Origin of the sequence: Bradyrhizobium sp. 27S5 (assembly GCF_037217225.1) — a bacterium.
In the GTDB taxonomy this organism is placed as follows: domain Bacteria; phylum Pseudomonadota; class Alphaproteobacteria; order Rhizobiales; family Xanthobacteraceae; genus Bradyrhizobium; species Bradyrhizobium septentrionale.
In genome coordinates this window covers 81,260-104,676 of record NZ_CP147714.1, presented here as the reverse complement: position 1 = coordinate 104,676, position 23,417 = coordinate 81,260, and the positions used below count along the sequence as shown (strand labels likewise).

General features: G+C 59.0%; 23 protein-coding genes and 1 pseudogene. 10 read left to right on the top strand and 14 right to left on the bottom strand.

Going from position 1 to position 23,417, the window contains the following annotated elements; translation table 11 throughout:
* Nucleotides 1-17 precede the first annotated feature (17 nt).
* A complete protein-coding gene (tnpC, locus tag WDM24_RS00505; protein WP_338832434.1) occupies nt 18-1,589 on the top strand; it encodes an IS66 family transposase in 1,572 nt (523 codons plus the stop codon).
* A 212-nt stretch (nt 1,590-1,801) separates the two neighbouring features.
* Here tnpC (WDM24_RS00505) and WDM24_RS00500 read toward each other — a convergent pair whose 3' ends face one another.
* Complete coding sequence (locus WDM24_RS00500) at nt 1,802-1,993, bottom strand: hypothetical protein (RefSeq protein WP_338693846.1); 192 nt, start codon at nt 1,991-1,993, stop codon at nt 1,802-1,804.
* A gap of 1,692 nt (nt 1,994-3,685) precedes the next feature.
* Between WDM24_RS00500 and WDM24_RS00495 the strand changes: the two genes are divergently transcribed.
* Both WDM24_RS00495 and opgC (WDM24_RS00490) read left to right on the top strand, forming a co-directional pair.
* The gene (locus WDM24_RS00495; protein ID WP_156929015.1) at nt 3,686-4,132 is read left to right on the top strand and encodes a hypothetical protein; all 447 of its coding nucleotides are present in this window, start codon (nt 3,686-3,688) and stop codon (nt 4,130-4,132) included.
* A 262-nt stretch (nt 4,133-4,394) separates the two neighbouring features.
* A pseudogene (gene opgC, locus WDM24_RS00490) lies at nt 4,395-5,099 on the top strand (OpgC domain-containing protein); the annotation flags it as partial.
* A gap of 14 nt (nt 5,100-5,113) precedes the next feature.
* Here opgC (WDM24_RS00490) and tnpC (WDM24_RS00485) read toward each other — a convergent pair.
* The 3 genes from tnpC (WDM24_RS00485) to tnpA form a co-directional block, all read right to left on the bottom strand.
* The gene (gene tnpC / locus WDM24_RS00485; RefSeq protein WP_338832550.1) at nt 5,114-6,592 is read right to left on the bottom strand and encodes an IS66 family transposase; all 1,479 of its coding nucleotides are present in this window, start codon (nt 6,590-6,592) and stop codon (nt 5,114-5,116) included.
* Between the two features lie 122 nt (nt 6,593-6,714).
* Nucleotides 6,715-7,071: an IS66 family insertion sequence element accessory protein TnpB gene (gene tnpB / locus WDM24_RS00480; RefSeq protein ID WP_338830044.1), complete on the bottom strand. Its 357-nt coding sequence runs from the start codon at nt 7,069-7,071 to the stop codon at nt 6,715-6,717.
* A 34-nt stretch (nt 7,072-7,105) separates the two neighbouring features.
* Nucleotides 7,106-7,504 carry an IS66-like element accessory protein TnpA gene (gene tnpA, locus WDM24_RS00475; protein ID WP_338830043.1) on the bottom strand — a complete coding sequence of 133 codons (399 nt, stop codon included), beginning with the start codon at nt 7,502-7,504 and terminating at the stop codon, nt 7,106-7,108.
* An 87-nt stretch (nt 7,505-7,591) separates the two neighbouring features.
* Between tnpA and opgC (WDM24_RS00470) the strand changes: the two genes are divergently transcribed.
* On the top strand, nt 7,592-8,266 hold the full coding sequence (gene opgC / locus WDM24_RS00470; RefSeq protein ID WP_338830042.1) for an OpgC domain-containing protein: 675 nt from the start codon (nt 7,592-7,594) through the stop codon (nt 8,264-8,266).
* A gap of 193 nt (nt 8,267-8,459) precedes the next feature.
* Here opgC (WDM24_RS00470) and WDM24_RS00465 read toward each other — a convergent pair whose 3' ends face one another.
* Entirely contained in the window at nt 8,460-9,389 is a 930-nt protein-coding gene (locus tag WDM24_RS00465) for an MBL fold metallo-hydrolase (protein ID WP_338830040.1), read from the bottom strand.
* Nucleotides 9,390-10,090: 701 nt separating this feature from the next.
* Nucleotides 10,091-10,468 (bottom strand): hypothetical protein, encoded by a 378-nt coding sequence (locus tag WDM24_RS00460; RefSeq protein WP_338693851.1) that lies wholly within the window; start codon nt 10,466-10,468, stop codon nt 10,091-10,093.
* Nucleotides 10,469-10,699: 231 nt separating this feature from the next.
* Between WDM24_RS00460 and WDM24_RS00455 the strand changes: the two genes are divergently transcribed.
* The 3 genes from WDM24_RS00455 to WDM24_RS00445 are packed head-to-tail and all read left to right on the top strand — an operon-like array spanning nt 10,700 to nt 11,740.
* Nucleotides 10,700-10,930, top strand: a complete 231-nt coding sequence (locus WDM24_RS00455; protein WP_338830039.1) for a hypothetical protein — start codon at nt 10,700-10,702, stop codon at nt 10,928-10,930.
* Nucleotides 10,927-11,199 (top strand): hypothetical protein, encoded by a 273-nt coding sequence (locus tag WDM24_RS00450; protein ID WP_338830038.1) that lies wholly within the window; start codon nt 10,927-10,929, stop codon nt 11,197-11,199. The genes WDM24_RS00455 and WDM24_RS00450 overlap by 4 nt, the downstream gene beginning before the upstream one ends.
* Before the next feature lie 13 nt (nt 11,200-11,212).
* On the top strand, nt 11,213-11,740 hold the full coding sequence (locus WDM24_RS00445) for a DUF1269 domain-containing protein (RefSeq protein ID WP_338695682.1): 528 nt from the start codon (nt 11,213-11,215) through the stop codon (nt 11,738-11,740).
* An 885-nt stretch (nt 11,741-12,625) separates the two neighbouring features.
* Here the strand turns inward: WDM24_RS00445 and ligD are convergent.
* Nucleotides 12,626-13,549 (bottom strand): non-homologous end-joining DNA ligase, encoded by a 924-nt coding sequence (gene ligD, locus WDM24_RS00440; protein ID WP_338830037.1) that lies wholly within the window; start codon nt 13,547-13,549, stop codon nt 12,626-12,628.
* A 616-nt stretch (nt 13,550-14,165) separates the two neighbouring features.
* Nucleotides 14,166-14,369 (bottom strand): hypothetical protein, encoded by a 204-nt coding sequence (locus WDM24_RS00435; protein ID WP_338695686.1) that lies wholly within the window; start codon nt 14,367-14,369, stop codon nt 14,166-14,168.
* Nucleotides 14,370-15,204: 835 nt separating this feature from the next.
* Between WDM24_RS00435 and WDM24_RS00430 the strand changes: the two genes are divergently transcribed.
* The gene (locus WDM24_RS00430; RefSeq protein ID WP_029084116.1) at nt 15,205-15,441 is read left to right on the top strand and encodes a DUF6894 family protein; all 237 of its coding nucleotides are present in this window, start codon (nt 15,205-15,207) and stop codon (nt 15,439-15,441) included.
* A gap of 76 nt (nt 15,442-15,517) precedes the next feature.
* Here the strand turns inward: WDM24_RS00430 and WDM24_RS00425 are convergent, their stop codons facing one another.
* From WDM24_RS00425 to WDM24_RS44280, 4 genes are all read right to left on the bottom strand, one after another.
* Nucleotides 15,518-15,682, bottom strand: coding sequence for a hypothetical protein (locus WDM24_RS00425; RefSeq protein WP_338830036.1), 165 nt, complete (start codon nt 15,680-15,682; stop codon nt 15,518-15,520).
* A 543-nt stretch (nt 15,683-16,225) separates the two neighbouring features.
* Nucleotides 16,226-16,477, bottom strand: a complete 252-nt coding sequence (locus WDM24_RS00420) for a hypothetical protein (RefSeq protein WP_338830035.1) — start codon at nt 16,475-16,477, stop codon at nt 16,226-16,228.
* A 771-nt stretch (nt 16,478-17,248) separates the two neighbouring features.
* Nucleotides 17,249-17,455, bottom strand: a complete 207-nt coding sequence (locus WDM24_RS00415) for a hypothetical protein (RefSeq protein WP_338830034.1) — start codon at nt 17,453-17,455, stop codon at nt 17,249-17,251.
* Between the two features lie 47 nt (nt 17,456-17,502).
* Nucleotides 17,503-17,616, bottom strand: coding sequence for a Rap1a/Tai family immunity protein (locus WDM24_RS44280; RefSeq protein ID WP_414645798.1), 114 nt, complete (start codon nt 17,614-17,616; stop codon nt 17,503-17,505).
* A gap of 4 nt (nt 17,617-17,620) precedes the next feature.
* Between WDM24_RS44280 and WDM24_RS00410 the strand changes: the two genes are divergently transcribed.
* Entirely contained in the window at nt 17,621-17,809 is a 189-nt protein-coding gene (locus tag WDM24_RS00410) for a hypothetical protein (RefSeq protein WP_338830033.1), read from the top strand.
* Nucleotides 17,810-19,071: 1,262 nt separating this feature from the next.
* Nucleotides 19,072-20,517, top strand: a complete 1,446-nt coding sequence (locus WDM24_RS00405) for a DUF1254 domain-containing protein (RefSeq protein WP_338830032.1) — start codon at nt 19,072-19,074, stop codon at nt 20,515-20,517.
* Nucleotides 20,518-21,130: 613 nt separating this feature from the next.
* Here WDM24_RS00405 and WDM24_RS00400 read toward each other — a convergent pair.
* On the bottom strand, nt 21,131-21,961 hold the full coding sequence (locus tag WDM24_RS00400) for an LssY C-terminal domain-containing protein (protein WP_338830031.1): 831 nt from the start codon (nt 21,959-21,961) through the stop codon (nt 21,131-21,133).
* A 249-nt stretch (nt 21,962-22,210) separates the two neighbouring features.
* Complete coding sequence (locus WDM24_RS00395; protein WP_338830029.1) at nt 22,211-23,002, bottom strand: GrlR family regulatory protein; 792 nt, start codon at nt 23,000-23,002, stop codon at nt 22,211-22,213.
* Between the last annotated feature and the right edge of the window lie 415 nt (nt 23,003-23,417).

Genomic DNA, 23,417 nt, shown 5'->3' with positions numbered 1-23,417 from the left:
TGATTCTCTGGTCGGCGATGGGCGCCGATGATTCTCTTCCCGACGATGTGGCGACGCTGAAGGCGATGCTGCGCGCCGAGCGAGCGGCCCGCTTGGCCGCGGAGGCGGAGGCTCAGGCACGGACACTGCTGATCGAGAAGCTCAAGCTCGCGATCAGGAAGCTGCGGCACGAGCAGTTCGGACAGTCCTCCGAGCGCGGCGCATTGCTGGACCAGCTCGAGCTGCAGCTCGCCGACCTGGAGGAGAACGCGGCGCAAGCCGAGACGGCGGCGCAGATGGCAGCCGACAAGATTGCGGTGCCATCGTTCGAGCGCCGCAAGCCGGCCCGCCGGCCGCTGCCGGAGCATTTGCCGCGGGAACGCCTTGTCTATCCGGTGCCTGCCACCTGCCCATGCTGCGGCGATAGCCGGTTGCGCAAGATCGGCGAGGACGTGACCGAGACGCTGGAGCTCATTCCGCGCCAGTGGAAGGTGATCCAGCATGTGCGCGAGAAGCTCGTCTGCCGGGCCTGCGAAGCGATCACCCAGCCGCCGGCCCCCTCGCATCCGATTGCGCGCGGGCGTGCGGGGCCCAAGCTGCTGGCCCATATCCTGTTCGCCAAGTACGGCCTGCACCTGCCGCTCAATCGTCAGAGCGACGTCTATCAACGTGAAGGCGTCGACCTCGACGTGTCGACGCTCGCGGACTGGGTGGGCGCCTCCGCCGCAACCCTGATGCCGCTGGTAGATGCGATCCGGAGCCACGTCTTCGCGGCCGAGCGCATCCACGCCGACGACACCACGGTGCCGGTCCTGGCCAAGGGCAAGACCCGGACCGGCCGGCTCTGGACCTATGTGCGCGACGACCGCCCGTTTGCCGGGCCAGATCCGCCGGCGGCTGTGTTCTTCTACTCGCCGGACCGCGGTGGTGAGCATCCGGAGCAGCATCTGGCCGGCTATGCCGGACTGATGCAGGCCGACGCCTACGCCGGGTTCAGCAGGCTTTACGAGGCCAATCGCAAAGCAGGCCCAATCATCGAGGCCGCGTGCTGGGCGCACGGCAGGCGCAAGTTCTTTGATCTGGCACGGCTCAGCAAGGCGCCGATCGCGGCCGAGGCGGTCAAGCGCATCGATGTCCTGTTCGCCATCGAACGTGAGATCAACGGTCTTGCGCCGCAGGAGCGCCTGCGCGTGCGCCAGGAGCGTAGCCGCGCCCTGATCGTTGAGCTGGAGGCGTGGTTGCGCGAGCAGCGCGCCAAGCTCTCCAAGAACAACGACACGACCAAGGCGATCAATTACTGCCTCAATCGCTGGGACGCATTCACCCGCTTCCTTAATGACGGGCGGCTCTGCATGTCGAACAATGCCGCCGAGCGCGAGCTACGAGCTGTCGCCGTGGGAAGAAGAAATTGGACCTTCGCAGGCTCCGATGAGGGCGGCCGACGCGCCGCGGCCATCTACACCCTCATCGCCAGCGCCAAGCTCAACGACATCGATCCGCAGGCTTGGCTCGCCGATGTGCTCGGCCGCTTGCCGGATCATCCCGCCAAGCGCATTCACGAACTCCTGCCTTGGAATTGGCGCCCTCAGAGCGTCGCCCACGCTGCTTGAGCGCAAATCAGCCATCCGCCCAAGGTGAGCTGACCGGGGGCCGTCACCGGATGCGTACATCTGTCATGGGGCTGCCCTCCGACAAACCGACGCAGAGACGGCCCAGTTGTTTCACTAAAGTTTTCGGATCATTTTCTATGGTTTCTATCTAGTAAATCCGCACACATGCCTGCCGCTGGATCGGCCTTACCGTAGGCCAATTCGGGCCACGCTCATTCCGCGATTTCTCTCGGCTCGCGAATGCCTGTTGCGCCGACCTCGATAACCTTGCGAGCGGCCATATCGCAAAGCGGGTCGTTACGATCAACCACGCCCAGCAAGTTCAGCGCGGGGCTGAAAGCCTTGTTCAAAAGCTCGATTTGTTCCGGCGTGCACTTGTCTTTCAACAACCGATTGATTGGCATTGTCCCGCCCTCAGCCCGAGTGCAAGTTCGTTCTTTGAGCATGGTTCTTCATGCTCGGTCGGAGAACTAGGAAGGAACGCTGACCTTTCACGAACGCGCTTCGTCTCGTCGCCGGGGCCAAATAGGACGGCACCGCCAGCGATGCAACCGCGGCCATGTCCAACACCGATGCCAAAACAAAGAGAGCGCCAATTGAGGCGGCCTCACTTCTTGCCATTCGAACTTAATCGGCCTTCGTGAACTTCATGAGTGATGGCTTGTCTCGTTTCGGAAGCCTCTGCCAAACGAATGTCTCTCGGCACCTTTCGCCGGTAGTAGCTCTCCGGCCATCGTCCCATACTTTGATTTCGCCGTCAGCCCCGACAATGGTGCCGGACTTCTCGGTGTCATTTCGGATCACACGGACGCCCGCGCGCAACATGGTGCGGTCTAGTAATTTGAAGTCCGTTTTGGGTTGCTGCATGGCGCCTATTTTGGTGGCCGCAGGCCGGGAGACGAAAGCCATTCCTGCATGCGAGCGGCAGCATCGGCCTTACGCGCCTGCCGGATTAGCTTCTCACGTTCGACCCCAGGTGGGGTACCCTGTGCGTGTTTACGCAGACGGATGGCCTGTTCTTCTAAGTGTTCATCCGATGGTGGATGTTGATTGAAACGGCGTCTTTTCATGAAGGCGCTCCTTTCCGACCGGCAAAGGCGGGAGCGCAATTGGCGTTCTCATCACCGATGACGGCTCAAAAGACAGTGCGGTGATAGGCCGTTAACGCTTTGGAACTCGGATGGTTGCGGCCGTTGCCGAACTGTTAATGTTCAAATTGGGCCACTACCAAATTCAATTTGGGCTCATCTAGTGGGTAAGGCAGGCTAGCGCGCGCCACCTAGTTAGGACACTCGCAAAGTGAAATTCGGACACTTCACATAGGCGAATGCGCGCTCATTTGTCTGAAGTGCGGTCACGCTGACCTTTTATCGAGTTCGTCACATCCATCGTGAACGAAACGACGCCGATCACACGAATGGCCCCGACGATATTGCACGTCGGGGCCATTCAAGATCATCAGGCCGGTTACATCCGCCGCACCGTCCGATCAAAATCGTCGCCGATGACGGTACCGGACCATGGCCGGAAGCGGCAACCGCCCCATCGGGGTACTCACATTCAGCGCGAAATCGGCTCGCCGCCGACTCGCGCTTGCGCCAGTCGATCTGGGCCTTCTCGCGCGCCGCTGCCATCCGATGGCCCCAGCAGTTGTTTGAAACCTCCACGCGTTCATAATTCGTGAGTTGTGTTTACCCTTGATAGGCCCATGGTGCCTCAATCGATAAGGTCGCGTGTGGCCGAATTCGACATCCGCCAATGGATGCCACGTTTCGCATCTCGCCGTCACGCGACTTGTTTTGGCCGCTCGGCAACGCAATGACACGCGACGGTTCGAGCCGAGTTGACACGGTTCCAAAAGGCGTTAGTCAGCCCGACCATCCAGCTTTTTCACGACACATCGGCGCAGCTGCTTGAACCCGTCGCCATTGGTGCTGCACTACGTCAAGCTACTGCTCGTCGAAGTTTAGGCCTCGCCGCAGGCAGTCGCAGCGATCAGTGTTGTTCGCGAAGTGCCATATTTTGTCAGGTTTCTGTGGGCCTCGCGACGCCGCGATGTCCACCAATGTCTCGATCTCCGGGAGTGGAGAGACATGATGAGGCGTTCGCTCAATTTTTTCACGGTGGTTGCGGCGAGCTTCGTCGTCATATTGCAGGCTGCCTGGTTTGTTCTGGATCCTGATCTGCCTTTTGAGCAGGCTAACGCCACTACATCAACAGGCGTACCATCCGGGGTATTAGCTCCCGAGCCTTTCAAAAAGGGCTACGCAGCCAACCAAACGACGACGCGGATACTTGCGCAGGATCAGGCCGGGCAGCTCGCTTTTTGGACCTCCGTTCTGAAAAAGAAAAAGCAGGCTTGCGGTGTGGTTGTTCGGAACGTGTATCAAGGCGGCACCGAATCCGGGATCGATAGCTGGAGCATTCGCTGTCGGGACGGTAACCAGTATTCGATAAGTCTTAGCCCGGACTGGCAGGGCTCTGAGGCGGAGGTTCCGGCTTCAGGTTGCAATGGAAACGCTTTCATCCGAAGTGCTGATTAGCGCCCGTCCGACGAGGAGCATCTCAGCGCGCGCAACATCGTCTCTGTACGCCAGCAGCTTTCCGCTGCGGCGGTCGCCTCGTCGCCAACCTGCGAGTTTGAGCATGACGATGACCCGATCGCGGCGTGAAACGGTGCTTTTCAAGCACCCATTCCGGATCGCAAGCGTCGAACGATTATTACCGGCGGGCTCATACGAGGTTGTTACCGACGAAGAGTCGATGGAAGGCTTGTCATTTCCGTCCTTTCGGCCCGTTGCCACCATGATGATGGTGCCTGCGCCGCCGCCCAGCAGCTTCGTCGAGATGATAACGATCAGTTCGATCGATCTAGCCGATTCTCGGGAACCGATGCGATGGCGCTCCGACAGTGACGCGCCTGTCGACTTCGACAAGGATCGCGGGGCCGCGTCGAGGACTGACGTCCGACGGACACTGGCGGAGATCGAACGCATTGCCAAGGTGTTGCGCGGCCGGCATCGGCAGCTCGAACCTAAGCTACTCGCGACACCTGCGAAGCCACTGGTGTCCGCACTACCGGAGCTGAAAGAGCCCGGCCGGGACCTGCGCATCGATGCTTGCCGCGGAATTGCGCTCTGGTGCATCTTTCTCGACCATGTTCCGAACAACATCGGAAGCTGGCTGACGCTGCGGAATTACGGCTTCAGCGATACCGCGGAAGTGTTCATGTTCGTCTCGGGTGTGACCTGCGCGCTGGCCTACGGCAAGGCGCATGCGCGCGGCGGCTGGACCGGCGTGATCGGCCGGACGCTGCGGCGAAGCTGGGACATTTATGCCGCATTTCTGCTGCTCACGCTTGCTTGCGCCATCGTGGTTTACCTCGCAGGCGGCGGCCGGCTTGCCGACGAGACCAATACGCGCATTCTCTTGGAATATCCGGGAGCGACGCTCGCACATGCGGCGATCCTGCAATACCGTCCCGTCAACACCGACGTCTTGCCGCTCTTCGGTAAGCGCTGTTTTCAGGCCACAGCTTTGAGGTCGTGACGGCAATAGGCCCACGGCAGCAGGTGATCGATCTCGTTATTCGGATGACCGTTGACGATCCTGGTGAGCGCGTCGGTCAAGTAGGCAAGCGGATCGACATCGTTCAGCTTACAGGTTTCGACCAGGGAGGCGATGATAGCCCAGTGCTCGGCACCACCGTCGGAGCCTGCGAACAGCGCATTTTTCCGGTTGAGCGTGATCGGACGGATCGAGTGCTCTACGGCGTTGTTGTCGAGCTCGATACGGCCATCATCGATAAAGCGCGTCAGGCCCTCCCAGCGTGAGAGCGCATAGCGGATGGCGTCGGCCAGCTTGCCCTTTTGGCTGATCAACGCGAGCTTTGCGCGGAGCCACTGCTCGAAGGCTTCCGCCAGCGGTCGGCTTTTCTGTTGCCGAACGAGACAGCGCTCCTCGGCGCTACGGCCACGGATGTCCTTCTCGATGGCATAGAACTCGGCGATATGCTTGAGCGCCTCGCCCGCAATGGGCGCGGGACCGGGGGCGGCGAGTTCGTAGAAGTTACGCCGCATGTGGGACCAGCAGAATGCAAGCTGAACGTCGCCACGCTCGGCCAGCTTGCCATAGCCAGCATAGCCATCGACCTGCAGGATCCCCTTGAAGCCTGCCAGATGCGCGATTGGTCGGTCGGCTTTGCGATCGGGAGCATAGACATAGGCGACGCCCGGCGGATCGGCGCCGCCCCATGGCTGGTCGTCCGCTGCATAGGCCCAGAGCTGACCGGTCTTGGTGCGCCCTCGGCCGGGATCGAGCACCGGCATCGTCGTCTCGTCGGCGAACAGCTTTGGCCGTCGCCTGAGCTTGCCGAGGAGGCGCTCATGCAACGGACGCAGGTGGAAGGCTGCTTGTCCCACCCAGTCCGCCAGCGTCGAACGATCGAGCTCAATGCCCTGGCGGGCGTAAATCTGAGCCTGCCGATAGAGCGGCAGGTGATCGGCATATTTGGACACCAGAACCTGGGCGATGGTTGCTTCGGTCGGCAGTCCGCCCTCGATCAACCGGGCCGGGGCCGGCGCCTGCATGACACCGTCCTCGCAAGCGCGGCAGGCGTATTTGGGACGCCGGGTAACGAGGATCCGGAACTGCGCCGGGACCAGGTCCAGCCGCTCGCTTCTATCCTCGCCGATCCGATGTAACTCGCCCTGGCAGCAGGGACAGGTCTTGTCCTCGATGTCGACGACGACTTCGATCCGCGGCAGGTGCGCCGGCAAGGCGCCACGGTTGACGCGGCGCCTACCGGCTTGCACCTCACGGCCTTCAGGTGCGCTGACGTCCTGCGCCGTCTCGCCGTACGCTGCCACCTGCTCGACGTCTTCTAGGCCCAGCAGCATCTGATCTTCAGGCAGCGTCTCTGCCCGCCGGCCAAACCGATGCCGCTGCAATTCCTTGATGATCTGACGCAGCCGTTCGCTCTCGCACCGCTCCGCAAGCAGCATCGCTTTCAGCGTCTCGGGATCGTCAGGCAGGGCGTCGCTCACACCCAATTCAGAGCATATTCGCCGCCAACTGGCGACGCGTCCGACGCTCCTGATTCACTTCGCCGCAGCACCGCCAACAACTATCCCGCTTGTGTTGGCGCCGGCGTCGCCCGTGCTTCATGCACAAGCCGCCAGTCGAGCCCCTCCAGCAGCGCCGACAATTGCGCCGCCGACAGACGCATCACACCGTCCTCGATCTTCGGCCAGCGGAAGATTCCATCCTCCAGCCTCTTGGCGAACAGACACAAACCCGTTCCGTCCCAGAACACCAGCTTGATCCGATCCGCCCGCTTGGCCCTGAACACATAGACAGCTCCCGAGAATGGGTCAGCCCCCATGCTCTCGCGCACCAGGGTAGCAAGCCCCTCCATTCCCTTGCGGAAGTCTACCGGTTTAGTCGCCACCATCACCCGGACCGCACCCGACGGACCGACCACTGGCTCGCCTTCAGCGCCTGGACGATCGACGCAATCATTGTTGGGTCGGCACCACGACCGGCCCGGATCGTGATGCCGTCAACTTCGATCTCGATGATCCCGGAATCCGTCTTGGCTTGCAGCGCACCGCTTTGCGCTCACGGCCAAGAGCGGGCGCCGGCACTACGGCATCCACCACCGCCGGCACAAACTGTACTTCTTCCACTTCGGAATGACCGCCCGCAGCTTCTCGCAACTGACGGCGCCAGCCAAACAACTGCTGCGGCGACAATCCATGCCGTCGCGCTACCGAACAGACCGAGTCGCCGCTCGCAACGATCTCCGCAACAATCCGCGCCTTGTCCTCGTCGCTCCACTTCCGCCGACGGCCGGCTCCAGTGAAGACCTCAAGCCGCCTCACCGGCTCCGTGATAGCACTATGCCCTGTGTCCATTCTAAGCCTAACGGTTCAAACAAACCGCAGACTCGCAGATCGCCCCGTCAACCGGTAGGTGGCCGCTGAACAGCGCTTACGCTCTTCGTGGTTTTCCATCTTTTGTTCGCGCCACTGCTGTGGCTGCTGCTGCGAGTGCCGAACGTGGCGCTCGGCGCCTCGCTGCTGCTTTATTCGCTGGTGCACGTCTTCGGCTGGACCGTTCCGGCGTGGCCGAACAACGTTTGGTTCTTCAATCCGCTGGCCTGGCAGGTGCTGGTTGTGCTTGGAGCGTGGTGTATCACGGAAGGCAAGAGGTTCGGGCCGTGGATGACCTCACGCACGGCGCTTGTACTTGCCGTTCTCTATCTGGCTTTTAGCCTGACTATCGCATTGGGTTTGAGCATCAAACCACCGGAAGTGCTTGTCCCACAAACCCTGGCGAAGCTGCTTTACCTGGTGGACAAATCGGATCTCGATCCTTTGCGATTGCTGCATTTTATTGCCCTTGCTATTTTGGCGGTATGGCTCGTGCCTCGCACTTGGCGAGGGCTGACGACGCCAGTGATGCGCGGGGCGATCTCCTGCGGCGAGAACTCGCTGGCAATCTATTGCCTCGGCGTTCTGCTGGCGCTCGCAAGCCATATAGCGCTGGTCAGCATCTCGGATGGACTTGCGATGCAGATCGCGCTCAGTCTCGCTGGCATCCTGGTGATGATCGCGGCCGCAACGCTGCTGAGCTTGATTAGGATCAAACCAAGGCAGCAATCACCATTGGCATGAGGCACTGAGAATGGCAGCCGAAAGGCGCAGGAAGTCACCGATATCCCCGGCATTTCGCATTTGGGTCAGAAGCCGACCACGGCGGCCCGCTTGACCTTGGTCGGCTTCCCTCTCCAAAGCGGACATTGCAGCCTTCTGAGTAAGGGTCGGCTACGGGCCCCGAACGGACATTCATTTAATGGTTAGGCTGCGCTCACGCCTCGAAAACCAATCGAGTTCCGGTGTACGAGCGTAGGAGCTTTGTCGGCATCGCAGCCCGCGCGGTTTCGTAGAAAGGCTCCCCCGTACAATGCAGCGGAATCACGTAAGTCGGATCGATTTCCTGGAGTGCCTTGACCGTATCCCGAACGTAGTCCTCTTGATAGGGCGCGAGATGAAAGCCCCCGATCACCGCATGAATTCTTTCCACGCCGGAGGCGGCTTGAGCTTCCTTGATCGCGTTGACCACGCCGCGATGGCTGCACGAAGTTAGGACGACAAGTCCCCGTCCTTTCAGATTAAACGCCGTCGCGATCTCGTGCTGAAACTGATCCGGTACGACGGGCGCAGTACGTTCCGCCTCGCTGAGGCGCTCGGGATAACAGCCGATGCCGCGGTCGAAACCAATGGTCATTGCGCTCGGTGACAGCACCTTCTCGAAGGTCTTCTGACTGATCTGCCCCGTGGCGACGGCGTGATCCGCAACCAGGGCAGGTCTGGCTGCGACGGTTACGGCGAGGTCCACCTCCTCGAGTGCTTTGCGGTCGATGACGCCGAAGTTGCCCCGCGCCGGGGGGGCAGTCCATTCGCGCGCGCAGAAACATCCTTCGCCGCCGACAAACAACGGCAGTTTGGGCTTTAGCTTGCCGCTATGCGCCTGCAAGAAACCGACGAGACCGCCAAAGTGGTCCTGGTGCCCGTGGCTGAGCACAAGTGCGTCGATGGCCGCAGGGTCAATACCAAGCAAGCTCGTGTTGTTGAGAAGGGCTTCCGGCGTGAAACCGAAATCAACTAGGACGTTGCGCGTCTCGTTGCCGCGTCGTGACTCGACCTGCATCGCAAGGCCGAATTCGCTAACCAAAGTTTTGCGCGGCGGCTTGTCGCTAAGACCCCAGCCAAAGTGCTGGATATCGAGGTTGGGCAACTTTCTGCTCGGGGCGACAGCGAATTGATAGCTATCGATCACTATTCGAACTGCCACGCGGTCGAGCTCAGGCAATGATCCAGTGACAGCCTGCGCACTGACCGGCTTCGAGCCACTGAGTGTAGCAAGTATCATACTTAAGAGACTGGCGCCTCCGCCGCAGAGAAATTCTCGCCGCCCAACCTCGTCGCAGAAAAACTACCGCCGAGGCGCCTGAGGACCTGTTTGTGATAGCGCGATCGAGTCTGAAAAATAATCACTACCCATTGCTACCTCCCGTTCCTGCCAACAATCAGGCCATAACCAGAAGGCGCGGGACCGCACGGACGTATTTCGTCCCAGAGGGTCGGGCGTCTAAACTAAGAAATCATCCTATCAAACTGCTCAAACTGCCCAAAAATTTGGTTTAAGTCGCCAGAGAAGCTCGCGCTTATTCACCGGGACATAACACCCACCTGATGATGATGTAGCGCGACCGCGATGGCGTCCTGACGACCGGCCTAGCCGTAGCCGCTTCAAGAACCCCGTGTGCCAATTTCGCCGCATCGATAATTGAACAACACTTGAAGCCGTATCATGGTTGCAGTTGCAGTCGCGGCACCGTGTTCTAGGTGCCACCTTCTCTTTTGCAGTGTTACTGAAAACCTGCCAATGACTTTATCATTGGCTTCGAGCACCCAAGGCCAGCGGCGTCGCGTCCTTCAGTAGTTCGGGCAAACCCAGTTGCCGTAGGCGTCGTAGCCGCAGCCGCCACGGTAGTAGGCCCCGGTCGCAGCTGCGCCAACCGCAGCCGCGCCCACTGCCGCCGCACCGACACCGTAGCGATAGCCATACCCGCGATAGCCGTAGCGCCCGCCGCGCACAGCGACAGCGCCGCCCCGGTATCCGCGAGCCGCGACCGCGCCCCCGCGGTAGCCTCCCGCTCGCACGGCACCGCCGCCGTGGAAACCTCCGGCCCGCATGCCGCCGCCGTGGAAGCCTCCGCCGCGCCCGCCGCGAGCGAACGCGTCGTCGGAATGGAAGCTAGTGACCAGCAGTATGGCCGCCGCTGCCGAAGTGATGAGAACTCGACGCAACATAGCGTCCTCCTTCTTGGAGAGAGGAAGCCGCGGGCACCTGCGCATCGCGGCGACCCCGCGGGTCCTCGAGCCTCGCGCGCGGGAGCTTCGCGCTATTGATCTAGATCAAACCTCCAGTTCATCTACGTGAACAACTGCTCCATCACCGTTGCAGTGACAGTTGTAAACACGGATTGCCTGCTTGAAGGGCCAGAAGCCGGTACGCACCGTATCAAGTTAAGGATGTCGCTGATGAAAGCGCAGGAACCACGGCCTGACATCTCCACGGCTTTGACGGTGACACAGTTTTGCCAAATGTTCGACATCCAGCCAGAGCTGTATGCCGCGCTAAAGCGAACCGGCCAAGGTCCACGCGAGGTCCGCGTCGGACACTGCATTTTGATTCCGTCGGAATATGCCGCGCAGTGGCTCGTCAAGGCCGAGCCGCTGCAGGTGTTCGCGCAGCGCTATCTCTACGGATGATCAACATCGCGCGTTGGGTCGAGCGCCTGCCGCGCCTTGGTGTTTTTCAATTCGTCCTTGCGCGTGTTGAGCGGGCACGCAAGGAAGCCGACCGGCTCGCCTGCGAGGCGTGGAACGAGCGCATGCTCGGATTTCAGGATCCGAAGCAAGGCCTGCCGGACACCAAGGTTGGGACCCTTACGCAGGCGCTCTATGATGAGGCAAAGAAGAAAAACTGGACAGTGATCGGCATGAAGAACGACTGGAAGAAGATTTTCTCGTTCGAGTAGAGGAGCAGAACAGATGAGTGACCTTGTCGTAATTGCATTTCCAACCGAGGCGAAGGCGGAGGAAGTTCGTCAAAAATTGCTGGCCATGCAGAAGGAGTATTTGATCGAACTCGGCGATGCCGTGATCGCGGTGAAAGACAGCAAAGGAAACATCAAACTAAATCAACTGATCAATACCACGGCTGCTGGTGCGGCTACTGGCGCCTTTTGGGGCACGCTGATTGGCCTGATCTTTTTGATGCCGCTTGCTGGTGCTGCCCTTGGCGCCGCGTCCGGCACCCTCAGCGGATATTTAACGGATGTCGGCATCAATGACAAATGGATGAAAGAGACTGCTGCCGCCGTTCAACCCGGAACCGCGGCGCTCTTCGTACTGGTGCGCAAAGTCACGGCAGACAAGGTTCTTGAGAGGCTCAAAGGCGAAGGTGGCACGGTGCTAAAGACTTCTCTCGACCACACTAAGGAAGCCGCCTTGCAAGCGGCTTTGGCGGAGGTCAAAGCGGCGGTACCGGCTTCGCCTCCTGATTTGCCGGGCGTTTGAAACGATTGCGACGCCTGCCGACGACCGCTCTCGACATTACCTCAGCCCTCTCTGGCCCAATTTCGGTTGGGCCCAAACAGGTTCGACGGTGATGCCGCGGGTGAGGTCATTGGTGCGGCTGCCGAGGGACATCGAGGCGAGCCGTTGATTCCTCCGGCCATGGTCCAGCAGCGGCGGCATCCCTCCGGCTTCATCGAACCGTGCCTGCCGTTCGCGGTTCCTTGGACGCCTGCCTTCCAGATTGCACGCAACGACATCCACTGGCTCCGAGGCATTCATAATGGGCTAGGAGGCCGCGTAGAGCCGACTTGGCACCTCGGGCGTCAAATACTCGCCTCCAAGCGTATCTCTGCTCCACGCGGCCTCGCAGGCGCAGGGTTCCGCCAGCGGACCGCGAATGGTCCCGAGGCCAGTCTGACCTCCAACTGAGCGATGCGCGGCCGGCGTAAGGTCAACGCAGTCTCAAGCGGGCATGCGGCAGATGAGTCAAAATCGACACGATCAAGATTGGCAGGCGCGAGTCGGCGGTCTCGGCGCTGCTGCAGGCCTGGCAGCGAATGGAGGAGAACAGGCTCGGATCAGCGTAACAGAATTCCAGAGAAGTGTCGGTCCGGGCATAGCCCGTTTGCGTCATACAGATTGTGCCGAAAGACCATGCTTCAAATAGGTTATGCCTGCGCCGTCGACTGCCTTTTTTCAGGCGCGACGTGGGGCAAAGGTATTAGCGCGCCGCAGCAACTCCGAAACTTTGTGAAGAAATTCGGGAAAGCCGTAACGTTGTGAGTAGAGGCTGTGCCGCTACAGCCTCCTAGCCCCGGCAGCCCCAGCTCACCCCCTGAGTTGGGCTCGCCGTGTCTCTCCGATCCTCCGGATATGATTCAGCGCTCATAGGTCCTCTCGCACCCCTCTGAAGAAAGGATGCCGCACCTTACCTCCGGCCGATTTGGCGCGGTACTCGATCTCCGCCAGGACCTCTGGCTCGACCCAGATGGCCTTATGCGCAATGCGCTTGGTGTAGGGCTGTGTTTTCCGGATTAGCGGCGTCAGACGCTTGCGTAGGTCGGCGGCCGACGCCTTGTCGAAGCCATGGTCAACTTTACCGGCATAGATCAGATCATCGCCCTGGCGGCGGCCGACATAAATGCCGTCCCATTTGTCACCATCCAACGCGAAGCCCGCGATGGTCAGCGTCTCGCGCTGGGCGCAGGTCTTCTTGACCCAGTCCCGGCTGCGCGTACCCGTCGGGTAAATGCTGTCGGCGACCTTCGAAACAACGCCCTCATAGCCCAGCTTGCAGGCATGAGCGAACATCTCGGCGCCGTCGACTTCGAAGCTCTCGCTGAACTGGATGGCAGTCCCGGCAACCAGCTTCTTGAGCACTGCCTTGCGTTCCTTCAGCGGCAGCTTCCGCAGGTCGCGGCCGTTGACGTAGAGCAGATCGAAGGCGACCAGGACGATCTTGGTTGATTTGCCCCGTAGCTCGTTTTGCAGCACTGAGAAGTCGGTAGTGCCGTTTGCCGCTGGTACTACGACCTCGCCATCGACGATCGCAGAGGCCGCCGAGATATGCCAAGCGTCGTCGGCGATCTTCTTGAAGCGCTTGGTCCAGTCGTTGCCCCGGCGGGTGTAGATCTTCACCTCCTCGTTGGCGAGATGGACCTGAACGCGATAACCATCGAACTTGATCTCATGGTGCCATCGCGTGCCGCCCGGCTCCTTCTCGATTGGCGACGCCAGGGCCGGCGCAATGAAGCCGGGGAAAAGCGCCTTGGTCCCGATCGCCTCAGGCTTTCTGCGCTGAAACGCCACAACGCAACTCCACAGCAAAGGAAGGTCAAACTGGCAAATTAGCAATCGTTCCGTGCGGCGCGCCGCGCGGAAAGGAACCCTCGATCTTAGCCTGCGTTTCAAGGCGATGCGCTGGCGAAAAAGCACTTACCGAGGAGAGCGTGATGCCTAAAGAAAATGACGCGGAGGGCGTCCAAGATCAGGGCGGAAAGCACGGCGGTCAGGCCGGTATGCCGAAGTCTAAGCCACGCCCGCGCACAACCGAGAGGGATAGGGATGTGGTGCCAAAAGGGCAGAGCGGTCCTGAGGAGCGTCAAGATTAAAAGAACCATCACGCGTACCGACCGCTATTCGATCGCCTCGAATATCGTCCTGCTCAGCGTGATAGGCGTTCAAGTGCGCCGGCATGTGAGCTGTTCGCCGATCGTTCCGCGACGGCTGCCGGGGTGGCTCGCGCTTAAGGCCCAGTAGCCAATGTCGAATTTGAGCCGGCTAAGTTTTAACCCACCGGGGCGCCGCTTTTTTGCCGCGCCTCGTTCGCTGTGCCCAACTCTGTTCATAGACCTTAGTAGGTAACACAGCTGTCATCTGTTCGCGGTCCGTTTCAGATTTTGCTGCGGACCGGTATCCAATATGACTATACCGCCTTCATGGCGCCGGTCAGGTCGTCAGTCAGCATCTGCATCAGTTCTTGGGCCTGGTCCTTGGTTAGCTTCTCGGCGAATGGGCCATTTTTCTTTGGCTGCGCTGGCCCCTTGAGTTCCCGATCATAAACCATCCAGTCGTCACCGCTTCCTCTCCGAACGAGGAACCTGTTTTGTTGGAGCGCTGTGTAATGCAACGATACCTCCCAAAATGAGCGGTTACCGGTCTCAAAAATACACACCTGATGACCGTTTGTTCCCGAACCGGGACATTGAAATTCCCAGCAGCTAATCATCAGCACGATTCATGCCGCGCCCCCTTAATTCGGGTGGCGCTTGGTCGGCATGGCGCACCAATTTCTTTAAGCTGGAGAGCTGACGCCGGCCTGACGAATGGCTGCTAAATATATTGCCGAATTGTGCGTACTTGAGGACGTCTGCCAGTCGGCGCTTCGCGGTAGGCCGCCTCAGGGACACGCACACTATTTATCAGAGAGGCACAGCGGCGGTGTCGTTTGTCGCCCTGATCGCCAGCATGGCGTGGCTAATCTCGGATGAGAGGACTTTCGGCTTCGCCAAACCTTCGGCTGTAAGGCTGGTGTCAGCTAGAGCGTTTAGGTTTAGACACGGGATACCTTCCGGCCCCGGCGTGTACCGCTCTGAGGCCGTCTTTTTAATCGATCACGATTTCGTTTTGGCAGATTAGATTTCAACTGCGGCGTGGAGGTTGCGTCATGGGCAGTGACAGTCTCCTTGGAAGCGTCTGCATCGTATTGTTGGGGCTGAGCCCACTCGTTGTCATCGGCATCGCAATGTATGGGCAGTAAATCGGCATTGGCCCGCATGCACCAACGGGCCGGTAGAAGGCCCCAGCAGCCAGCCTCCCTCAATGCACAGGCCCCCTATGGTTGCTGGGGTAGCTTAACGATCAAATTTGACGGAAGTCGAAGGCCGCGCCGAAGGTCAGCCCGTAGGCGCCGGTGGTTGAGAGACGTTCCCGCGCTCCCGCCTGCAAAGGAAGAGGAGCGCGTCATGGAACGCTATTTCTTCGACATCCAAAGCGGCCGCGATCTGTTCGCGGACGAGGAAGGCTTGAGCCTGCCAAGTCAAAAAGCCGCCGAAGTCGAGGCGGCGCAGACGCTCGCCGGGATGGCCAGGGATTCCGCTTTTTCAGGCGAACGGCCCGATATCGCAGTGGAAGTACGCTCGGCGACTGATCGGCTTTTCTGTGTCTCGATAGTCTACCGAAACGTCAGCACGAAGCATTGAGGAAGTAACGTCGCGGCAATGAGGCATTACCAGAAGCAGTTCGATCGGTAGACGTGCCGGCAAAGATGAGCACCGGCTAGCGTTCTATTCTCATGAGTTCGTTGATCATTCGACCCAGCGCTTCGATGGTGAAAGGTTTCTGGATAGCAGGGACATCGGCAAAATCGGGCGGGATGCCGCTCGCGCCGTAACCAGTTGAGAAGATGAAGGGGAGCTTGCGTGCCTTGATGACCTCCGCCACCGGTAAACTTGATCTGCTCGCGAGGTTTATGTCTAGGACAGCAAGGTCGAACTCACTACTGCTTGCCAGATGAAGCGCTTGATCGAAGTGAGCGGCCTCGGCTGCGACGGTATGACCGAGTTCACTAGCATTTCCACGACCAGCATCCTGATCATCGCCTCGTCTTCGACGACGAAGACAGAATAGGTTGGTCCTGTCACTGGAATGCTTGGTTTGTGTCGGGCAAGATTCAGCCTTGTGAGCGGCCCCAGCAACCCTTGGAGGCCCAGGGGGCGATTGCTGGGGCCACATGGCCAGTCCCGCGTCAGTCGAGATTGGTCAGCCGTTATCGTGCTTTGGATTTATGGGGGGAGCAAGTGCGCATTGCGACCTCGTCTCCAACACGCGGGTAAAAGTGGCAATTTTGCTTCGGTCGATTCACATGCGTTATCTCCGGAACCTCAGTTCGTATGGATTATCTGAAGACTGGGCAGGTGATTTTGCAGGTGATTTTCATATCGTATTTTTTGAGCCCTAATACAGCCTCTGCTTGATCTGCTCGGCTTACACTTTCGTCAGCCTGTAAACATCACCGGGCTTGAGGTTGAGTTCTTCGAACATTCGCTCCTGCTCTCCTGTCACCTCGACATCCAAAAGCTCGGCTGTCCACCCCTCGGGGACGGCGGCGAGGACCAATGTCAGCGCCTGGCTTGGCTTAGCTAGCGCGATCCAAATTTGCTGTTCTGCCACGTCCGGCGAAAGATCGTCCGCGGTCACTTCAACAACAGCAAAGGAGTTGCCGAACGACTCTGCCATAATCGTTCAATGCGGACGATGGGCGGCTTGTTTCTCTGTCTGGCCGAAATAGGCCACCCGCCATTTAAAAACAGGCAACTGCGCAGGAACGATTTAAGGGCGTTGAAATTAGGCAACAAGGGTGAATGCACTTGAATCCTGCCAAGCCATTCACCTTAAAATCCCAGCGCCTCTCCCCCGGGAGCGCTGGGATTTGTCTTTGCGCCCTACCAAATGTTCCAGCCAGCCTTATGTTCACTTGTGAACAGAACGCCGAACGGCAGCGTATTATCATTCGGATAGCTCAAACCCAACGGTTAGGACCCGCAGGACGAGGTGTATGCCATGCAGAGACGACGACGCCGGGTTAAGCAGACTATAACCCTAGAAGAACGCCTTGCCCAAGAAGCCCAAGAACTACGCCAACGAGCAAGAGGGCTTCCCCCATGTCGAGAGCGGGAGGCATTGCTAAGGAAGGCGCGACAGGACGAAACAGCCGCCCACATGACGGAGTGGCTAACGTCTCCAGGACTGAAACCGCCCGGCTAGAAACAAACTGAGAGTAACCGGGTTGTAAGCGGCATCACCGGACTTGGCATCGGGGGACTGAAAGATACTGTGCGCTCGCGCCACCCTTGACCTAGATCAAGATCGTCCGAGCGATGTAGTGCTCAGCGTGGGAGCATGCGCTACGACTGGCTTGCCATCGCGGGATACGCCTCGATTGTGTTGGCGATATCCGTCCTTCTGATCCTGTTCAGCATGTAAAAGGCCGCCTCAGGTGGGCGGCTCTCATGCGAACAGATCGTTCCCCGCCTGCAAGATCTTCACGTAGGTCCCGCTTTCGTGCTTCTCCAGCCAGCCATGCACGATGGCGTATTTGAGGCCAGCGCTGTATTCGGCCGGCGATGCGCCGTCCTTGTCGATGAAGGGATAGTTGATCTTTTCGATGTAGATCCGGCCATCCTGGATTGGCTCGAATGCTCGCGCGTGGTCCATGAGCCTGCGAGCGGCTTTCTCGGGGTCGGAATAGGGGCGGTCTTCTTTTAATCTTTGCATGGGAACGCATTCGAAAGCGCGATCCGAGCTATTGACGCGGCGGAATGGTGCCGCTCCTCCGGATGGTCGACAAGATAATGAACCACGATTTTACGACCCATCGAAATGCCTGTTCCGTTCACCAGCAATTCAATCGCGGCGTATCTGATGCGAAACTTTGCGTACGCCAAGGACGGCGGGATATTCGACGCTTTGAAAAGAGATGCCGGAGCAAAAACCGCCGCAACAAGGGCTGCGATCAATTCTAAGCTTTCAGCATTTCACGAGGCATTTCGCGGCCGTTTCGATGAATGAAGCCGGCGCCGGTTCGACGAGGGTGCGAGCGAGCCAGTCCACCGGGCGGCACGCCGCACAATCACCCGCATAATCGTGGGAGGAAATAGTGGCAAAGACGTACTCACTTGAAGATCTTCGATCGATGCCCCCCAACGCCCGCGCCGTTCTTTACCAGAACGCCATGAAGCGATTGGATCAGGGAGGGCAAGCGATCGTGGACATGATCGAGCATTAACTTGTCACTCAGCTCTGGCGACATGTTGAGTAGCGATCCTGACTACATTCGCATGAATGAGATTATATGGGCGCACAAATCTGAAGCTCTCAAGGCGGTCGAAGCTCGCCTTCCTGCCCTAGCCGGTATCGAGCCTTTCATTTGCGAAGAGCTTGGCGAACGATATCGTCCGCAAAATGGAGGGACCAACATCGCTGGCTATCTCACGGGAACTCTGATGAGACACCTCGGTTTTTGTCGATGATGGCCCCGGACAAATGCCTCCGGGCAGCATCGCAAAAACTGCCATGAAATGGAAATTAAAACCCCGGTAGAAAGGCTGAGGCTTTCGGTCGGATAGACGACGCTAGACCAAACTGGCGCGCGCTATCGCGCGGATGACAGACCCTTTCGCGGGCGGGGATAGCGAGGTCCGCATTGCCTTCAAAAGCAGACATCGACGATGCCTAAGTGAATTTCCGCCAAGGGCCAGATTCGGACTCATACGCTGCAGCAAACGACATGCACGAACCGCAGTGATTTACTCAATCACCTCGTCGGCGCGGGCGAGTGATCGAGCACTTTGATCACTGTCTCGTACCTTGTCGGCGCCCATCGCGCTCTGTTAATAGACACCACGCCGCACGGCGCGACGCGTATGGCGGTACACGCGACGGTCGACACGACGCGCAGTCACGCGGGCGCGCCGGTACGTGTAGGCCTGCGCTTGATCAACGCTTAACTCCATGCCGCGCGGTGTCACCTGCGGCGAGACCGGAACCGTCGCCAACACCACTGCTGCAAACAGTAGTCCGACAATTGAGAAAGCTCTCATTGCACCGACTCCCTGTTGTCACACTGTGTAAACGGCAAAAGCCGTCTGGTCTGTCTTCCCATTTGTCGGCCACTGTCAGCAGGAGTGTTGATCTAGATCAACGGATCAATAAGGGCCAACAACGGACATGCAACCTGACGGGTTTTTGCATAGACCCTCGCGCGGGGCGAGCGTAGGTTTGTCGTGCCAACCCTCACTTGAGCCAAGCCATAGACCGGAAGGAGCGTTCAAATGTTGACGAAACGTGATCTTCTTCGTTCAGCCGCCTTGGCCGCAATTACGGCGTCAACGGCAAAGTCCGTCCCGACGTACGCACAGACGAGCACCGACCGCCCAGGGTTTTTCAAGGCAAAGGACATTGCTGAGGCAGGTTTCATCTATGGCCTGCCGATAGTGATGAACTACGGCGTCATGTACGAGTACGCCGTCGATCGCAATTCGGGGCAGTTCAAGGCCCCCTTCAATCAGATCAAGAATGAGCCCAACGTCTTCACCTACAAAGACACGGCAATTCCTACGCCGAACAGCGACACGCCCTATTCGTTCGTGTGGATGGACTTGCGGGCAGAGCCCGTCGTCTTGTCAGTTCCGGCGGTGGACCCGAAGCGCTACTTCTCGGTCATGCTTTGCGACGGCAATACCTACAACTATGGCTATATCGGCAGCCGCGCCACCGGAAGCGAGGCCGGCGACTACATGGTTGTTGGACCGGACTGGAAAGGCGCGACCCCGCCCGGTATCAAGAAGGTGTTCCGGTCGAGCACCCAGTTTTCAGTCGCGGGATATCGCACCCAGCTTTTCGACGCGGATGATCTCAACGGCGTCAAGCAGGTTCAGGCTGGCTACAAGGTGCAGACGCTTTCTGTCTATCTGAAGCAGCCGGCTACGACGGCCGCCGCACCAGCCATCGATTTTCCGAAGATCGACAAGGAACTCGTGAAGACGAACTTCTTCGAGTATCTCGACTTCGCATTGCAGTTCGCTTCGCCGCAGGAGAACGAGAAGGAGATACGCGCAGCACTTGCGAAGATCGGCGTCGGACCCGGCAAGACCTTCAACTTCAAGGACCTCCCGCTGGAGCAGAAGCTCGAAGTCGGCCTCGGCATGAAGGAAGGTGAGAAGAAGGTCGATGAGGCCGTTGCAAACGCCGGTATAGCGATCAACGGCTGGCGGGTTAGCGGTCTTCCGGGCGACGGTGCCCACTATAATGGTGACTGGCTGAAGCGCGCCGCGGCAGCGAAGGCCGGAATTTACGGCAATGACCCTGCGGAAGCGACCTATCCGCTCACGCGCATTGATAGCGACAACCAGACACTCGACGGCAGTAAGCACAACTACACCCTGACATTTCCGCCAGGCCAGCAGCCGCCAGTAAATGCCTTCTGGTCATTGACCATGTATGACGGAAAAACGCAGTTCCTTATCGAAAACCCGATCAACCGCTATCTGATCAACTCGCCAATGCTGCCCAACATGAAGACGAACTCCGACGGATCGCTGACCCTTTATATCCAGAATAAGTCGCCGGGCACCGACAAGGAAGCCAACTGGTTGCCTGCTCCGAACGACACGATCTATCTTGTGATGCGCCTATATTGGCCGAGGACGGAAGCACCTTCGATCTTGCCGCCGGGCGAAGGGACATGGCAGCCGCCCGGCATAAAGCGGGTCGCATAGGACGACCGAGATAGCGCCCCCCCCGCAAGTACGAGCACCGCGCTGGTGAATTTCATCGCGAGTGCGCGCGGCTGTCTGAAAGGATGCAATGTCGCCTTTGGGGTCATTTGCGGCCTCAATCTGGGACGCGCGTAGGTCCGCTAAGGGCCACATCCGGACTCATGCAGCGCAGCATCATTCGGTCAGATCGTCGACGCGGTCAGCAGGGATGGAGAGGTCGGGGCAGCAAAAAGGCACGGCAGTCATCCCGGTCCTAGACCAGTACACGAGTATCGGGCGCAGTCCCGGTAAACATCCCGACACTCGAACGACGGCAACTGGTTCAGATGACGACAGTCGCGATAGCGTGCACGACAGGTGCTTATGCATTGCTGCTTAGCGGTCTGTGCGCGCGCTAAGGTGCTAGTGGAGCCATCGGCATCGCGCGCATTGAGTCTTCCAATACTCAAGGACGGAGGCACTGCTAAGACGAGGCAGATGACGATAAGCGACCGCTTGGTGCATTTCATGGCTCAGCTCCCGTTGAGATCGATGACGGCACAACGACCGCCTGTAAAGCGGACATTTCCTACGACTGCTTGTGACATAGCGACAGCGATGCCTGACTTTAGCGTCAATCGTCATTTACCACCAACCTCGCCAACATGACCTCGCCATCAGTAATGTAGTGGTTGACGCGTTCGGTGGGGAGATTTTGGCCGGCTTGATACACTTGCTCCGCCTCGATAGATCGATTTTTCTTCAACTCACCGACGATATAGTCGCGCTCTGCATTCGTATCCGAGTCCGTGGCGTGGGTGATCTGAAATGTAAGGTGAGTTAGGGACAAGCCGGTGTCCCTGGTGCCGGCTCCTACCCACAGAGCGCGTTCATTGTCCGGCGGGCGTTTGGTATTCAGCCAGAAGTCCTCTGCTCCCCAGGTGTCCCGGGCACGCGTTTGGCTCAAAGCCCAGAACCGGATGTGATGGCGCTTTCGTGGGCTATTATCGATCGCCTTTTGAAAGCCAATGTCTTGGCCACGTCCAAAAAGATAGAGGGTGCTAAATGGGGCGCTGGGGTATGGAGAGTTGAATACGAAGGCACGGATCATGCGCCATGAGCTGGCTAGACTGAGCCGATCTGCTTCTGACCAGCCGAGCGCTGCAAAGGCCACGCGAAGCTGCTGGAGAGTGCCTATGAGTTCGACGTTCACTGGGTCGCCAGGCAAACCGTCGCCCGTAATCGTGTAACTAGGCACACGTTTGCGTTGGAGGATCTTCAGTCCCACGCGAATGGCGCGCGGCAGAACAATATACGCGGCGATTCCATAGGTGATGCCGACGGCCAGGATCCAGGGTAACCTGCGGTCCGCGGTTTCAAAGACGACAAAGACGATCAACCAGACACAAAAGATGCCTAATCCAAAAATCAGCAAACGTCGCAAAAGACGTTTAATTAATCTCATGATCTCGGCACCTTAAGCAGGCAACGGTGATGGCGTTCGCCTCTTTGTTATGCAACTTCGGCATCGCCGATTGGAACTGTTTTGAGTCATTAGCGCCATTTTGATCATCGGCCTATCATTTCCGGTCTTTTCCCGATGACCGGACATCCTCGGTCTCCGTCGGCATGTCTCAAACGGGCCAGGAGCAGACATTAGCTCACTATTCAAGCGCGCTGCTGCCGGTGAGCGGGCGGGTTTAGGCGCACATGCCTATGCCATCTTCTTCAGTACCGCGCTGAAGCGAACGCTACGCTTGCCGACAAGCGCAGTCGCTTCCGCGATCGCGCCTTCGTCGGTATAGGTGCCAGAAAAGCCGATGCCGACCTCGTAGCCGCCGAACAGCGGCCGCTCGCCCACGCTTGGCGTGTGCTCGTGATTGACGAGCTCGCCCTTCCACCGTCCGTTCGCGCCGGTGTAGGCGCCGATGTAATCGAAGAACGCGTCGCCACCGTGGATCCGGCCGTCGTGCAGCATCATGACGCCGGTATTTCCGCCATCGATACCATCAAGCATCCGAATGTGAATGGAATAGAGGCCGTTGCTGATGCCGCCTTGTCCGACTGGCGTGATGGGCGGTGCGGCCTCCTCGCTGATGGGGGTCATCAACGCGTAGAAGGCAACGCCAGGTAATTGCGGCGCGCCACCTTCAAAATAGTATTGCTCGCCCTGCTGCCGACCCTTGAGCGTCAGCGTGACGATGTCAGTCTTCAACAAGGGCTGGAAATTCGGATCCTTGTTGTGGCGCAACGTCAACATGTCAGCCAATACCTCGCCGCCAGCAGACTCCTTGAAGGTGCCGACGAATGCGAAGGCCGAACTGCCGCCCATCATCTTGCCGTCATAGAAATAGAGGACGCCACGGCGGGAACCGTGCACCGTATGCATCTCGACCTTGTAAAGTCCCTTCAGCATTTCCGCTCCGGCCGAAATCCTGGCCTGCGGGTTGTTCTCTCCGCCACGCCATAAGACCGATTTCATCGCGCCTGGGCTGAACTTCAACACGGCCTGGCGCTTCCTTCACGTCGATGGAAGTAAGTTACCCCCGCGCGGCGATATAGGCGATAAGGGAGTATCGCTTGTTGAGGTAGATCAAACGAGAAATGTCACGATGTCGAGTTGGGTCAAACTCGGGGGTCGGACCGCGCAGCCGTGAGGTCCGCTCCACCCCCGACACCGGACTTTCGATACCCAGTGCGGCATGTCCGAAAGGGGCAACAAACGGAAAGTCGCCGAATTGCGCGGGCTGGACGCCTCGTTCTGGGCTCCCTCATGAAGCCGATGGCAGCCAATGCTTTCGTCAGAGTTGTTTCAGATTGCAGTAACTCGTATCCGCTAGCAACGAGTTACCTTGGATCGAACCGGGCTGTTACAGCTTTGAAGTTGGCGAGATTGATTGTGGCGGCATGAGCATGGCTGG

Bases quoted from the DNA above. Each gene is read 5' to 3' on its own strand.
- tnpC (WP_338832434.1), top strand. From the start codon at position 18: ATGGGCGCCGATGATTCTCTTCCCGACGATGTGGCGACGCTGAAGGCG.
- WDM24_RS00500 (WP_338693846.1), bottom strand. From the start codon at position 1,993: ATGCCAATCAATCGGTTGTTGAAAGACAAGTGCACGCCGGAACAAATC.
- WDM24_RS00495 (WP_156929015.1), top strand. From the start codon at position 3,686: ATGAGGCGTTCGCTCAATTTTTTCACGGTGGTTGCGGCGAGCTTCGTC.
- tnpC (WP_338832550.1), bottom strand. From the start codon at position 6,592: ATGCTGCTTGCGGAGCGGTGCGAGAGCGAACGGCTGCGTCAGATCATC.
- tnpA (WP_338830043.1), bottom strand. From the start codon at position 7,504: ATGGACACAGGGCATAGTGCTATCACGGAGCCGGTGAGGCGGCTTGAG.
- WDM24_RS00460 (WP_338693851.1), bottom strand. From the start codon at position 10,468: ATGTTGCGTCGAGTTCTCATCACTTCGGCAGCGGCGGCCATACTGCTG.
- WDM24_RS00455 (WP_338830039.1), top strand. From the start codon at position 10,700: ATGAAAGCGCAGGAACCACGGCCTGACATCTCCACGGCTTTGACGGTG.
- WDM24_RS00450 (WP_338830038.1), top strand. From the start codon at position 10,927: ATGATCAACATCGCGCGTTGGGTCGAGCGCCTGCCGCGCCTTGGTGTT.
- WDM24_RS00445 (WP_338695682.1), top strand. From the start codon at position 11,213: ATGAGTGACCTTGTCGTAATTGCATTTCCAACCGAGGCGAAGGCGGAG.
- WDM24_RS00430 (WP_029084116.1), top strand. From the start codon at position 15,205: ATGGAACGCTATTTCTTCGACATCCAAAGCGGCCGCGATCTGTTCGCG.
- WDM24_RS00420 (WP_338830035.1), bottom strand. From the start codon at position 16,477: ATGGCAGAGTCGTTCGGCAACTCCTTTGCTGTTGTTGAAGTGACCGCG.
- WDM24_RS00415 (WP_338830034.1), bottom strand. From the start codon at position 17,455: ATGGACCACGCGCGAGCATTCGAGCCAATCCAGGATGGCCGGATCTAC.
- WDM24_RS44280 (WP_414645798.1), bottom strand. From the start codon at position 17,616: ATGGGTCGTAAAATCGTGGTTCATTATCTTGTCGACCATCCGGAGGAG.
- WDM24_RS00410 (WP_338830033.1), top strand. From the start codon at position 17,621: ATGCCTGTTCCGTTCACCAGCAATTCAATCGCGGCGTATCTGATGCGA.
- WDM24_RS00405 (WP_338830032.1), top strand. From the start codon at position 19,072: ATGTTGACGAAACGTGATCTTCTTCGTTCAGCCGCCTTGGCCGCAATT.
- WDM24_RS00400 (WP_338830031.1), bottom strand. From the start codon at position 21,961: ATGAGATTAATTAAACGTCTTTTGCGACGTTTGCTGATTTTTGGATTA.